The organism is Corynebacterium sp. KPL1824, from assembly GCF_000478095.1.
Taxonomy (GTDB): Bacteria; Actinomycetota; Actinomycetes; order Mycobacteriales; family Mycobacteriaceae; genus Corynebacterium; species Corynebacterium accolens.
Genome location: NZ_KI515749.1, coordinates 484,819 through 497,979, shown reverse-complemented (window position 1 = coordinate 497,979; position 13,161 = coordinate 484,819). Strand labels below are relative to the sequence as shown.

The 13,161-nt window shown below is 59.1% G+C and carries 13 protein-coding genes and 3 tRNA genes; 6 read left to right on the top strand and 10 right to left on the bottom strand.

Annotation, left to right across the window (positions count from 1 at the left end; all coding sequences use genetic code 11):
• Positions 1-208: 208 nt before the first annotated feature.
• Both rplL and rplJ read right to left on the bottom strand, forming a co-directional pair.
• Positions 209-598 carry a 50S ribosomal protein L7/L12 gene (gene rplL / locus HMPREF1267_RS02325; RefSeq protein ID WP_005276856.1) on the bottom strand — a complete coding sequence of 130 codons (390 nt, stop codon included), beginning with the start codon at positions 596-598 and terminating at the stop codon, positions 209-211.
• Positions 599-686: 88 nt separating this feature from the next.
• A complete protein-coding gene (gene rplJ / locus HMPREF1267_RS02320) occupies positions 687-1,208 on the bottom strand; it encodes a 50S ribosomal protein L10 (RefSeq protein WP_005276854.1) in 522 nt (173 codons plus the stop codon).
• A 286-nt stretch (positions 1,209-1,494) separates the two neighbouring features.
• On the opposite strand from rplJ, the gene HMPREF1267_RS02315 reads away from it, so the two are divergent.
• Complete coding sequence (locus HMPREF1267_RS02315; protein ID WP_023028262.1) at positions 1,495-2,832, top strand: deoxyribodipyrimidine photo-lyase; 1,338 nt, start codon at positions 1,495-1,497, stop codon at positions 2,830-2,832.
• A 111-nt stretch (positions 2,833-2,943) separates the two neighbouring features.
• Here HMPREF1267_RS02315 and rplA read toward each other — a convergent pair whose 3' ends face one another.
• The 7 genes from rplA to HMPREF1267_RS02280 form a co-directional block, all read right to left on the bottom strand.
• Complete coding sequence (gene rplA / locus HMPREF1267_RS02310) at positions 2,944-3,648, bottom strand: 50S ribosomal protein L1 (RefSeq protein ID WP_005276847.1); 705 nt, start codon at positions 3,646-3,648, stop codon at positions 2,944-2,946.
• Positions 3,649-3,716: 68 nt separating this feature from the next.
• Positions 3,717-4,160: a 50S ribosomal protein L11 gene (gene rplK / locus HMPREF1267_RS02305; protein WP_005276845.1), complete on the bottom strand. Its 444-nt coding sequence runs from the start codon at positions 4,158-4,160 to the stop codon at positions 3,717-3,719.
• Positions 4,161-4,330: 170 nt separating this feature from the next.
• Complete coding sequence (gene nusG / locus HMPREF1267_RS02300; RefSeq protein ID WP_005276843.1) at positions 4,331-5,236, bottom strand: transcription termination/antitermination protein NusG; 906 nt, start codon at positions 5,234-5,236, stop codon at positions 4,331-4,333.
• A 129-nt stretch (positions 5,237-5,365) separates the two neighbouring features.
• Positions 5,366-5,698: a preprotein translocase subunit SecE gene (secE, locus tag HMPREF1267_RS02295; RefSeq protein WP_023016713.1), complete on the bottom strand. Its 333-nt coding sequence runs from the start codon at positions 5,696-5,698 to the stop codon at positions 5,366-5,368.
• A gap of 173 nt (positions 5,699-5,871) precedes the next feature.
• Positions 5,872-5,944, bottom strand: a tRNA-Trp gene (locus HMPREF1267_RS02290).
• A gap of 137 nt (positions 5,945-6,081) precedes the next feature.
• Positions 6,082-6,153: transfer RNA gene (locus tag HMPREF1267_RS02285), tRNA-Met, on the bottom strand.
• Between the two features lie 48 nt (positions 6,154-6,201).
• Positions 6,202-6,277: transfer RNA gene (locus HMPREF1267_RS02280), tRNA-Thr, on the bottom strand.
• 174 nt (positions 6,278-6,451) lie between these two features.
• On the opposite strand from HMPREF1267_RS02280, the gene HMPREF1267_RS02275 reads away from it, so the two are divergent.
• The 5 genes from HMPREF1267_RS02275 to HMPREF1267_RS02255 all read left to right on the top strand — a co-directional run bounded on the left by HMPREF1267_RS02275 (position 6,452) and on the right by HMPREF1267_RS02255 (position 11,840).
• The gene (locus tag HMPREF1267_RS02275) at positions 6,452-7,387 is read left to right on the top strand and encodes a sugar-binding transcriptional regulator (RefSeq protein WP_034666978.1); all 936 of its coding nucleotides are present in this window, start codon (positions 6,452-6,454) and stop codon (positions 7,385-7,387) included.
• A 113-nt stretch (positions 7,388-7,500) separates the two neighbouring features.
• Positions 7,501-8,226: a purine-nucleoside phosphorylase gene (gene deoD, locus HMPREF1267_RS02270; protein WP_023028260.1), complete on the top strand. Its 726-nt coding sequence runs from the start codon at positions 7,501-7,503 to the stop codon at positions 8,224-8,226.
• Between the two features lie 15 nt (positions 8,227-8,241).
• Complete coding sequence (locus tag HMPREF1267_RS02265) at positions 8,242-9,597, top strand: MFS transporter (RefSeq protein WP_023028259.1); 1,356 nt, start codon at positions 8,242-8,244, stop codon at positions 9,595-9,597.
• 11 nt (positions 9,598-9,608) lie between these two features.
• Positions 9,609-10,256, top strand: a complete 648-nt coding sequence (gene deoC, locus HMPREF1267_RS02260; RefSeq protein ID WP_023028258.1) for a deoxyribose-phosphate aldolase — start codon at positions 9,609-9,611, stop codon at positions 10,254-10,256.
• Positions 10,257-10,259: 3 nt separating this feature from the next.
• Complete coding sequence (locus HMPREF1267_RS02255; RefSeq protein ID WP_023028257.1) at positions 10,260-11,840, top strand: phospho-sugar mutase; 1,581 nt, start codon at positions 10,260-10,262, stop codon at positions 11,838-11,840.
• 155 nt (positions 11,841-11,995) lie between these two features.
• Here the strand turns inward: HMPREF1267_RS02255 and HMPREF1267_RS02250 are convergent, their stop codons facing one another.
• Positions 11,996-13,033 carry an ABC transporter substrate-binding protein gene (locus HMPREF1267_RS02250; protein ID WP_023028256.1) on the bottom strand — a complete coding sequence of 346 codons (1,038 nt, stop codon included), beginning with the start codon at positions 13,031-13,033 and terminating at the stop codon, positions 11,996-11,998.
• Positions 13,034-13,161 lie beyond the last annotated feature (128 nt).

Genomic DNA, 13,161 nt, shown 5'->3' with positions numbered 1-13,161 from the left:
GGAATTACACTGGGATTGAATCGTTGTCACCGGCAAAATCAAGCGGTGAGTTCCTTTCGATCCCTTTCCAATGTCCCCTCGGTGTTCTCGTTTATTTTGGGCTCCCCCACTAAACTCAAGGGACCCGCAAAACGGGAGAAACCCCCATCTCCCACCGCATTTAGCGCGGTAAGAGTGGGGGGCTTCGAAAGCGTGAAGCTCAGTAAAATTACTTGAGCTCGACGGAAGCGCCAGCCTCTTCCAGCTTGGTCTTAGCAGCCTCAGCGTCGTCCTTGGAAGCGCCTTCGATGATGGCCTTAGGTGCGCCCTCAACCATTTCCTTAGCTTCCTTCAGGCCCAGGCCGGAGACGAGCTCGCGGACAGCCTTAATAACGCCGATCTTCTTAGCGCCAGCGTCGGTCAGAACGACGTCGAACTCGGTCTGCTCCTCAGCAGCGGAAGCGCCGCCCTCAGCCGGAGCGCCCGGTGCAGCAGCGGCAACCGGTGCAGCAGCCTCAACGTCGAAGACGTCCTCGAATTCCTTAACGAACTCAGACAGTTCGATGAGGGTCATTTCCTTGAAAGCTTCAATGAGCTCGTCCTTGGTGAGCTTAGCCATGATGGCAAGTCCTTTCTGTGTTGTGTGCTTGTTCCCCGGTGATGGGGTAACAGGCACGGTGTTTTATGTGTGCGTCTGTTGTGACGACTTAAGCTTCTGCTTCCTTCTTGTCCTGCAGAGCAACAACGGTGCGAACCGCCTTGGTTGCAGGAGCGTTGAAGACAGCGGCTGCCTTCGCCATAGAACCCTTCATAGCGCCAGCCAGCTTTGCGAGGGTGGTCTCGCGGTTGTCCAGCTTGGCGATGGCCTGAACCTGCTCCGCAGACAATGCGTCGCCGTCCATGTAGCCACCCTTGATGACGAGTGCCTTGTTGTCATCAGCAAACTTGGTGATGATCTTCGCAGCATCTACTGCCTCGCCCTTGATGAACGCAATTGCGGTCGGGCCAGTCAGCAAATCATCAAGACCTTCGATGCCAGCTTCGTTGGCAGCGATCTTGAAGAGGGTGTTCTTGGCGACGGAGTAGTCAACGTCAAAGCCCAGGTTGTTACGCAGCTCCTGCAGCTGGGATACGGTCAGGCCGCGGTACTCAGTCAAAACGACGGAGCTAGAATCGGCCAGCTTCTCCTTCAGCTCTGCCAAGTCTGCAGTGTTCTTTGGGTTTGCCATTGTCTCTCGCCTCCTTCCAAAACATCTCTTTTATTTTCCGCTGGGGCCTTCCAAAAAGAAAAGCCCCATGCAAGAGCACAGGGCGTACGACATGAGAAATGCCGCGGAATGCGCAAAGTGTCTCCTGCGTGGGCCGCCTCCAGGGTGGAGAACTTTCAATCCTTAGTGGATGACCAACGGTCTTCGGTGAACTTTGACTCGGCCACAAGGCCGTTCAAACTTCACAAGGGATACTACCGCGCTTTCCTCGTATTCCCAAATTGGCCAGCCGCGTAGGCTATCTAGTATGACTTCCCTCATGTGGTTTCGCGATGACCTGCGCTTATCCGATAACCAGGCCCTTACCCGCGCCGCGGAGGCCGCCACCGATAAAAACGGTTCAAAGCCAGAGTTAGTGGCCGTTGTCCTCGATGAGCCCGCCTACCCCAGCACCCGGCCGCTCGGTGGCGCCACTCACTGGTGGCGGGAGCGTTCGCTCCATGCCCTAGCGCAGGAGCTTGCCTCCCGTGGGGTGAAGCTTCTGCGCGCTACCGGCGATGCCCGCACCGTCATTCCCCGCATCGCCCACGAGGTTGGCGCCGATACCGTCACCTGGAACCGCCGCTACCACGGCCCGCTGCGCGAGGTAGACGCGAGGGTCAAAGCAACGCTTGCCGATGCCGGAATTAACGCCATCTCCTGCCCCGGTTTCACCCTCGTGGAGCCATGGGAGATCACCAACGCCCAGGGCAACCCTTATAAAGTCTTTACTCCCTTCGCGGCCGCCGCGCGGTCCCAGCTTGCTGATGAGGAACCGCTGCCAGTACCGGAATTGCTGGCGGGGCGGGAGATGGGGGCATCGGCAAGCAGCAGTTGGCCCAACCCCAGCGCCGATGAACCGCAGTGGGCTGCGTCGCTCGCCCAGTATTGGACTCCCGGAGAGGCCGGTGCGCGCGAACGCCTAGCCCAGCTCGACTTAGCTCACTACGCCGAGGAGCGCGATATACCCGCGCGCAACGCCACGTCCCTGCTCTCGCCGCACTTGCGCTTTGGCGAGGTATCCCCGCGCGAGGTCTGGGTGGCCGCCGCCGAGGAGCCCGACGCGGAGAAATTTCAGTCCGAGTTGCTGTGGCGCGACTTTGCCTGGCACCGGCTCTACCACCTGCCCGATCTGGCCACCCGCAACGTGCGGCAAAAATTCAACCGCTTCGACTGGTCCTGGAATGACCCGCGGCTAAAGGATTGGCAGGAGGGTACGACGGGCATCCCGCTTGTCGATGCCGGTATGCGCGAGCTCTGGCACACCGGCTACATGCACAACCGCGTGCGCATGGTGGTGGGTTCGTTTCTTACCAAGAACCTGGGCATCCATTGGCGCCTAGGCGAGGAATGGTTTTGGGACACCCTGGTGGATGCCGATGCCGCCTCCAATCCGTTTAACTGGCAATGGGTGGCCGGCTGCGGCGACGATGCCGCACCCTTCTTCCGCATCTTCAACCCGGAAACCCAGGCTCAGCGCTTCGACCCGGATGGCGCGTATATCCGCCAGTGGGCGCCCACGCTATCCGCCCCGCCCATCGTGGACCTCAGGCAGTCGCGCCAAGCGGCGCTAGATGCCTACGCCGAGATCAAAGACGCAAACTAACGCCCAGTACCTTGGCTTTTCGTTCACACCGCAGGGCCTGATGTTCGATGCAAAAAGACCCCAAGGAAAATCCTCGGGGTCTTCATTCACGCGCTATGCGCTATCACCGTCTTAGTCGGTGTAGCCCTTCTGCACGGAGCCGTCCACAGGAATACCTGGGCCGGAGGTGGTAGAGATGGTGGCGCGCTTGATGTAGATGCCCTTTGCGGAAGCTGGCTTCAGGCGCTGGATTTCATCCATGAGGGCGCCGTAGTTCTCAGCGAGCTTCTCAGCATCGAAGGAAGCCTTACCAAGGATGGCGTGCAAGTTTGCAGCCTTGTCCACACGGAAGGAGATCTTACCGCCTTTGACCTCGCTAATTGCCTTAGCAACGTCGTTGGTCACAGTGCCGGTCTTCGGGTTAGGCATGAGACCACGTGGGCCCAAGACGCGGGCGACGCGGCCAACCTTGGCCATCTGGTCCGGGGTAGCGATGGCAACGTCGAAGTCCAGGTTGCCCTCATTGATCTGCTCGATCAGCTCGGAGGTACCAACGATGTCAGCGCCAGCTTCCTGAGCTGCGGTTGCCTTCTCGCCCTCAGCGAAGACGGCGACGCGAACGTCCTTACCGGTGCCGTTAGGCAGGGAGACAGTACCGCGCACCAGCTGGTCAGCCTTGCGTGGGTCAACGCCCAGGCGGAAGACGACGTCAACGGTGGCGTCGAAGTTCTTTGAGGAGGTCTCCTTGGCCAGCTTTGCGGCCTCGATCGGACGGTACAGGCGGGACTTATCTACCAGTTCCGCAGCGGCCTTAAAAGCCTTAGACTTGGTGCTCATTTAACAATTCCTTTTCTGGATTGGCGTGGTATTTGACGGGCCGAAGCTGGCCCTACCACATAAAGTTTTTACTTCTCCGGTGCGCCATCGATGTTAAGGCCCATGGAGCGGGCGGTACCAGCGATGATGTGTGCGCCGGCCTCGATGTCGCGGGCGTTGAGGTCCTCGAACTTGGTCTGTGCAATTTCCTTGCACTGATCCCAGGTGACGGAGCCGACCTTATCGGTGTGCGGGACACCAGAGCCCTTCTGAACGCCTGCGGCCTTCAGCAGCAGCTTGGCTGCCGGCGGGGTCTTCAGCTTGAAGTCGAAGGAGCGGTCTTCGTAGACGGTGATCTCAACAGGGACCACGTTGCCACGCTGGTTCTCGGTAGCGGCGTTATAAGCCTTGCAGAATTCCATGATGTTGACGCCGTGGGCACCGAGTGCCGGGCCAACTGGCGGTGCCGGGTTAGCGGCGCCAGCCTCGATCTGCAGCTTGATGAAGCCAGATACCTTCTTCTTTGGAGCCATCGAATTACCTCTTTCCTGTGGTACCGGACCTGCGTCACGATGAATAACGCGGCCCGTCCGGATGCTCACCTCAGTGGGCCACCGGAGGATGAAACGATTTACGTGTGCGCACGCAAAAGGCGCACGGCGTTCCAGTCTAGAACACCGTGCGCCCTGCACAAAATCATTTTTTAAGAAATGCGCTCGATTTCCGTCGGCGACAACTCCACTGGGGTTTCGCGGCCGAAGATGGAGACCAAGCCCTGCATTTTGCCGGTTTCCGGGTCGATTTCGGAAATGGTGGCAGATACGGCAGCCAGCGGGCCGGACAGGATGGTAACGGCCTCGCCCACCTCGAAGTCGTGGGCGTATTTCTTGGCCACTTCCTTCTCTGGCATTTCGACGACCTGCTCGCCCTCTTGCTCATTCGGGGCGGCCTCGCCCTTGGTGGCGGGCGCTTCATTCGGCATGAGGAACTTGGCCACGTCGCGGGTCTTGACCGGCGTCGCGTTGCCTTCATTGCCCACGAAGGAGGTCACGCCGGGGGTTTCGCGGATGACGGACCAAGCGGCATCGTTAAGCTCAGCGCGCACCAGGACGTAGCCCGGCAGCAGCTTGCGCTTAACAATCTTCTTCTTGCCGTCCTTGTTTTCCATGATCTGCTCGATGGGGACGACGACCTCAAAGATGGAGTCTTCCACCTCAAGGGTCTGGGCACGCATGTCGAGGTTCGTGCGCACCTTGTTCTCGTAGCCGGAGTAGCACTGGATGATGTACCACTGGCCCGGCTGCTTCTTCAGCTCGCGGGTGAAGTCGCGCAGGCGCTTGCGGTAAGCGGCGTCCTCGGCCTCTTCCTCGGTTTCGGCGGACTCCGCTGGGGCAGCCTCTGCGGACTCCGCGGCGGACTCGGCTTCTGCCGCGGGGGCATCGGCAAGCGCAGCGTCTGCGTTGTTGGTGCCATCCTCAGCCGGCGCTGCGGCCTCCTCTTGGGCGTCCTCGACTGCGCTGGCGTGCTCTGCAGCCTGCTCCTGCACGTTGGACTGCATGGCCTCCTCTAGGGAGGTTCCTGGGTTTTCGACGTTATTCTCGTCGCTCATGAGTGGTACTCCAAAATGTCATCGGCGCGTGTTGTAGAACCAGCCTACCCGCGGCGCGTGTGGGCAAAAAGTATCCCGCCGTTCCGGAGTGCGGAAACAGCGGGATAAAAGATTATGGGGTCATTCTAGCTAATTAGTCAGAATCTTCTCAACTCCGAGGCCAGCCAGGGTATCAACGCCCCAAACCAGCGCGGTCATGACAATCAAGAAGGCGAACGTAATGAGGGTGTACTGCAGCATCTCCCCACGAGTGGGCCAGACCACCTTCTTCATTTCAGAGACAACCTCGCCGGGGAATGCGGCGATGCCGCCACCCGGGCTGTCGGTGCGGTTTTTATCCTCAACGCGGACGACGTTCTTCTTCGCCGAGTCCGTGGAGGTCGTGGAAGCCGCACCAGAAAGCTGGCGCTTACCGGTGGGACGCGGGGCCGCCGAGCCGTTCGGCTGCTGCTCATCGCTCACAGCTAACCCTCCTTGGGAAATGAATTCTTTTTCTAGGCATGAATCTCCGCCCAGACATAACTTTGTCAACCCTAGCAAAAGCTGCACGGGCAGGAAAGCACGCCAGGCGGGTACGCCACATCTGTGACAAAAATATCCCCGCCACCTGGAAAACCTGGTGACGGGGATTCTTGCAGGGGCGACAGGACTCGAACCTGCAACCTACGGTTTTGGAGACCGTTGCGCTACCAATTGCGCCACGCCCCTATTTTGTTCTCCGTGACGCTAGAACGTCACGCGCCGATGACCTTACCAGATCCCTAATTCCGCACGGAAACCAGTGCTCCATTAAGGCCATAGGCACGGTAGTAAAAAAGCGCCGTAGTGGCGCTTTTCTTTCCCGGTAGCGATGGCGAGAATTGAACTCGCGACACAGCGATTATGAGTCGCTTGCTCTACCACTGAGCTACACCGCCATGGTGAACACCTTCATCCTGCAGGAAGATATTTCCTCCAGACATGAATGGAGCCCCCTGACAGAATCGAACTGTCGACCTTTTCCTTACCATGGAAACGCTCTGCCGACTGAGCTAAGGGGGCATATCCCAGCATCAAGCACGTCAATATTTCGTTGTGCTCTCCGTTGCGGACTTCAATAATGTAACCTGCCACCTCCACTTTGCACAAATCGCCACGTCAGCGCCCATAAGTGAGGAAATTTCTGCGGCTTAGACGATGGTGGTCCTGCCCGCCCGGTGTGCTTGAATGAAAGACATGCTGGATCATAAGGACTGTCTTTCTCTCGACGCCGCGAAGCTCTACTACAACTCCGGTTTTTCGCAGGCGGAGGTGGCGGCGCACCTGGGAATTTCCCGGCCGACGGTCTCCAAATTGCTCACCCACGCCGCCGAGCGCGGCTTTGTCACCGTGAGTATTACCGATCCCCGCGAGCAGTCCGATAAGCTGGTTTCTGCGCTCTGCGAGCGCTTTTCGCTTGCCGATGCCCGCGTCACCGCCACCCCTCCTGGCGGCTCCCTGCTTGCGGATTTAGGCAGCGCCGGCGCCGCCCTACTGGAAGAGCTCATTACCGATCACACCTCGGTAGGCCTTTCCTGGGGCGAGACCATGTCCGCGGTGGCCTCCCATTTACGCAAGCGTCCGCTAGAGGGCGTGGACATCGTCCAGCTCAAAGGTGGACACTCCCACTCGGAGCGCTCCACCAAGGATCTGCACACCATGCAGGCGTTTACCCAGGCCTTTAATGCCGAGGCGCACCTACTCCCCCTCCCGGTCATCTTTGATTCCGTCGAGGCCAAGGAGTGGGTCGTCCGCGACCGGCACATTTCCACAATCCTCGATATGGGGGCGTCGGTGGACGTGGCGGTATTTACCGCGGGGGCCATCAAAAAGGAGTCCCTGGCGCTGAACCTGGGCTATCTCACCGAGGAAGAAAGTGAGGAACTTCTCACCAATGCCGTAGGCGATGTCTGTTCCCGCTTTTATACCGCCGAGGGCGCCATCGCCTCCCCCGCCGTGGATGCGCGCACCGTCGGCATCGGCTTGGACGATTTAACCCAACGCCCCACTCGCGTACTCGTGGCCGGCGGACACACCAAAACCCGCGCCATCAACGTAGCCCTTAAGATGGGCTTGGCCACCCACCTCGTGACCGATCAATCCACAGCTCACAGGCTATTGGAGCTTAATTAGCATAAAACGCGTCACACTTAAGGAACATTTGTTAACCATCCCATTGACATTGGTTCCGGGCGGACTAGACTAACCCATGTACACACCCGAAGTTCACATGGAGGAGCACGTCAATGTCCGCCACCGACATTTCCACCCCGCACATCAACCCGCACGGCGCCCCAATCGCAGAGACCATCCTGCTGCCCGGTGACCCACTGCGCGCGAAGTTCATTGCTGATAACTTCCTCGAAGACACCGTCCAATTCAACGAAATCCGCAATATGCTGGGCTTTACCGGCACCTATAACGGAAAGCCAGTATCCGTCATGGGCACCGGCATGGGCATCCCGTCCATCGGCATTTACTCCTGGGAGCTCATCCACAAGTTCGGTGCGAAAAAGCTCATCCGCGTCGGCTCCATCGGCGCGATGCAAGAGGACATCGAATTGCACGATGTCATCGTTGCTTCCTCTGCCTCCACCGATTCCAACTTCCTGTCTCAGTATGACCTGCCAGGTACCTACGCCCCCACCGCATCGTGGAAGCTGCTTAAAGCGTTGGTCGATGAATCCGAGAAGCAGGACCAGCACATCCACGTGGGCAATATCCTGAGCTCGGACATCTTCTACAACATGGACCAGACCGTCAATGACCGCTGGGCACACATGGGCGTGCTCGGCGTGGAGATGGAATCCGCAGCGCTCTATGCCACCGCCGCCGAGGCCGGCGTCGACGCCTTGGGCCTGTTTACCGTCTCCGACAACATCGTCACCGGCAAGCAGCTTTCCGCTGAAGACCGCCAGACCGCCTTCCGCACCATGGTGGAGCTTGCTCTGCCGCTCAACGCGCTGGATTAATAAGGACCCACCGCCATGCTGAACAAAGTTAAGGCCACCCCGGGTGAGCGCACCCAGGTAAATCCCAAGGCCGCCGTCCCCATCCTGCTCTTCGTCTTCGTCTTCTCCCTTATCATTGACAATGGTTTCAAGACGATGACCATGCCCATCGCAGAAGCGCTGGAGATCTCCGATAAGACCGCGTCGCTGCAGGCCTCCCTGGCCGGCGTCATCATTGGTATCGGTGCCGTTGTCTACGCCGCCTTGGCAGACTCCATCTCTATCCGGAAATTGATGCTTACCGGCATCGTTTTTGTGGCTGTAGGGTCCATCCTGGCCTTCGTCTTCTCCGGTTCGTGGGCCATGGTATTAACCGGCCGCCTGATTCAAACCACCGGTTTGGCCGCCGCTGAAACACTCTATGTCATCTACGTGACCAAGCACTTGAGCGAGGATGATCAAAAGACCTACCTCGGCTTTTCCACCGCCGCCTTCCAGGCCGGCCTGCTCATTGGCGCGCTAACCTCCGGATTCATCTCCACCCACGTGTCCTGGACGGCGATGTTCCTCATCCCGCTCATCCTCCTGCTGACCATTCCGCCCATCATTAAGAATGTGCCGGAAGATGAGGCCGTGGAAAGCCATCTGGATGCGCTAGGCCTGTTCTACGTAGCCCTCTTTGCCAGCGCGCTTATCTTGTTCATGCAGGATTACACCTGGTACTGGCTCATCTTTGCCATCGTGGGCGTTGCCGCATTCATCGTGCACATCAAGAACGCAAAGAACCCCGTGGTCACCCCGGAGTTCTTCACCAATGGCCGCTACGTGTGGACCATCATCATGGTGCTCTTTGTCTATTCCACGCAGCTGGGCTTTATCTTCCTGCTGCCCTTCGCAGCCCATGACATGCACGGCATGAGCTTGGATCAGGCCTCGCTGTTGATGGTTCCGGGCTATATCTGCGCCATCCTCGTCGGCATCTTCTCCGGCAAGATTGGCAAGGTCATGTCCTCTCGCGCCACCATTTACACCGCCTTTGGCATGGTTGCCGGCGCGCTCTTGTTCGCCGCGTTCTTCGCGCAGGTTCACGTTTCCGTGCTCATCATCGCCATCGTGGCCTTTGCCAGCGGCTTTGCGCTGATGTACGCCCCACTGGTCAACACCGCCCTGCGCAATATCAGCGCAGCCAAGTCTGGCATCGCCATTGGTTTCTACAACCTCACCATCAATATCGCCGTGCCCCTGGGCATTGCCTATACCGCCAAGCTGCAGGAATCCACCAGCTACACCACCACGCTGTTGGTCCTCACCTTCATCGCCGCCATCGGCTCCGGCCTCTATGTGGTCTCTGACCTCAAGATGGCCCGTAAAGAATCCGCTTCTATTTCCTAAAGGAGAAAATCATGACTTCTCGCACTGACGTTGCTTCCTATATCGACCACACCCTGCTCAAGCCGGAGGCCACCCCGGAGCAATTCCGCGCCCTGGTAAAAGAGGCCACCGAGCTTGGCACCTACGCCGTCTGCGTCTCCCCTTCCGCCCTGCCGCTCGAGACCCCAGAGTCCCTCCATGTCGCCACTGTCGTGGGCTTTCCTTCCGGCGCCGTCAAGCCGGAAATCAAGGCCGCTGAGGCAGCCCGCGCGGTTGCCGATGGCGCCGAGGAAGTAGACATGGTCATCAATATCCCGCTGGCCATCGAGGGCCGCGCTGAGGAGCTGCAGGCAGAAATCCAGGCCGTGCGCGATGCCATCCCAGGCACGGTACTCAAGGTCATCATCGAGTCTGCCGCGCTTGCCGATGCCGCCATTGTCCTCGCCTGCCAGGCCGCCGCTGCCGCTCAGGCGGACTTTGTCAAGACCTCCACCGGCTTCCACCCCGCCGGCGGTGCCTCCACCCACGCGGTCAAGCTCATGCGCGAGACCGTGGGCGACAAGCTGGGTGTGAAGGCCTCTGGCGGCATCCGCACCGCCGAGGATGCCCTCGCCATGATCGAGGCCGGCGCCAGCCGTCTGGGGCTATCCTCCTCCGCCAAGATCCTCGAGGAGCTTTAAGCCATGTCTGTGGATAAGACCTTCGATATCGAGTACGCCCGCACCTGGGCCGAACACGATCCGGATGCGGACACCGCCCGCCAAGTGCTGACTTGGATTGAAGAAAATAACTCCGAAGAACTCGCCGCCGCCTTCGCGGGTCCCCTGAACTTTGGTACCGCGGGCCTGCGCGCTGCCGTGGGCGCGGGCGAATCCCGCATGAACCGCGCCGTGGTCATCCGCACCACTTATGGGCTTATCACCTGGCTCAAGCAGCAGGTCGATACCCCGGTCGTTGTCGTCGGCTGCGATGCCCGCCACGGCTCCGCGCAGTTCCAGCGCGATGCCGCGCAGGTTATCTCCGCCGCCGGTGGCAAGGCCCTGGTCCTGCCTGCGCAGAATCCGACCCCGCTGACCGCCTTCACGGTGCGTTCCCTGGGCGCGGATGCCGGCATTATGGTCACCGCCTCCCACAATCCGCCTGCCGATAATGGCTACAAGGTCTACCTGGGTGGCCGCGTTGCCACCGGCCCGGGCGAGGGCGTGCAACTTATTTCCCCAGCCGATAAGGAAATCGCCGCCGCCATTGCTAAGGCCCCCTACGCCGACGAGGTCCCGCTCACCTCCGATCACATCGAGGACGTCGATACCCGCGCGGAGTACCTCGACCGCACCGCCGCGTTGGTCGGTGACAATACCGATATCACTATCGCGCTGACCGCCATGCACGGCGTAGGTGCCGAGCTCGGCAAAGATTTGCTTTCCCGCTGTGGCTTCCGCGTCTCGCTGGTGCCCGAGCAGGCCGTACCCGACCCTGACTTCCCTACGGTGTCCTTCCCCAATCCGGAAGAACCCGGCGCCTTAGACCTTGGCATTAAACATGCTGAGGAGATCGATGCCGATATCCTTATCGCTTATGACCCCGACGCTGACCGCTGCGCCACCGCCGTACCCACGGCGAAGAACTCCTGGCGCCAACTTAGCGGCGATGAAACCGGCGCCCTCCTGGGCGATTACCTTGCTCGCCGCGGCGCTACCGGCAACTTCGCCAATTCCCTAGTCTCGTCCCGCCTGCTCGGGCGCATCGCCGCGCACTACGGTCTCGGCCACGAGGAAACGCTTACCGGTTTCAAGTGGATCGCCCGCACCCCTGAGCTATCCTTCGGCTACGAAGAGGCCATTGGCTTTTGCCCCGATCCCAACGCAGTGCGCGATAAGGACGGCATCTCCACCTCCGTGGTGCTCGCCAGCCTCGCTGCTGAATGCAAGGCCACTGGAAGCAGCCTCCTGGACCGCTTGGATGCTATCTACGCCACGGTTGGCGCCCTGCACACCCAGCCGCTGACTTTCCGCGTCGAGGACTTGAGCCTGATTACCCAAACAATGGACAAGGTCTCTACCACCCCACCGACCGAGCTCGCCGGCTCCCCGGTGTCCAAGGTGGAAAAGTTTGCCCAAGGCTCGAAGTTCTTTACCGATAACGATGACCGCGTTATCGTTCGCCCCTCCGGCACCGAGCCCAAGCTCAAGTGCTACCTGGAGTCCCCCGACGCCGGTCGCCTCGATGCCATCGCGGCCGATCTGCGCGGTTACTTCGGGCTCTAATCCGCCCGCTTACTGAAGACAGTTTTATGGGCCAGCCACCATAGTGCGAATCTGCTGGCCCATACGGCTTTATAAGGCGGTCTAGAGCACAAGGGCTCTTCTTTCCCTACGCGGGAAACGCCCAACCTGGGCGAGCCCTGGTGCCATCAGGTCAATTACTTAACATCCAAGTATTCGACTAGTTCTTCCGCGATCTTTTTCGCACCCGTTGGGCCAAGGCCCAAGAACCAGAGGTCATCGCTGACACGGAAGGCCTTGCCATCCTTCACCGCTGATAGATTCTTAAATTGTTCGGATTCGACAATTTTATCCTCACCAGTGGCCGATGGATCACCATAGCTGGAGTAAAACAGGTAATCTCCGTCTGCTTCAGAAATGGACTCTGGAGAAATCTCCGCTGCCAGCTCATCAATGTCCTGGTTTTCTGGGCGAGCCAGTCCTGCATCGCGCAGAATGACACCGATAAGGGACTTATTGGCGTACAGGCGGATCTTGTCTGGCATGAATCGAAGCATGGAGACCGTCGTGTCCTTCGGCATCTTCTCCTTGACTTTAGCCAAGGTATCCGCATAGTCATTGAGGATATCGACAGTCTTCTCCTCTTCACCGAGCGCATCACCGATCAGCCGGAAGTCTTCCTTCCATGGATATCCTGGGCGGATAGCCAACACGGTCGGCGCGATATCGGAAAGCTGTCCGTACAGATCGTCCACGCGCAGCTGGCTGCCCACAATGAGATCAGGCTTTAGCTCCGCGATTTTTTCGACGTTCACCTCTTGAATGGTGCCAACCGAAGGTACGTCTTTCACCTTGTCAGCCAAGTAATCCGGCACTGGATTCGCACCCTTAGAGGTAACCATGCCTACCGGCTTAATCCCCAAGGACAGCACAGAGTCGAGCTCACCCATATCCAGCACCACTACGCGCTCTGGCTTCTCTTTAACCTCAGTTTCACCATTGGCGTGCTTGATGGTGCGCGGGAATTGGCCCGGCTCAGCGTCAGTTCCCAACTTGGCGGTTTCTTCATCTGCGGTACCAAAGCGCTCACCACTATGGGAGACGCTTTCATTGCCCGGACCACCCTTGGATTCGTCATTTTCGGCGGCACTGCAGGCAGACAGTGACAAGGCAATGGCGACGGCGGCAGCCATGCTTGATAGCAGGCGTTTTTTGTTGAACAATACTTCTGACATAATGGTTAGCCTAAGCTAACTTACTTATTTGTTGAAAATAATATGACGCATACCAAATCAACGCTCCCCCCAATGGGTGTACCGAATGCTCGTCGCCGCAGGTGGCGGGTCGGCGTATTCCTTGCACT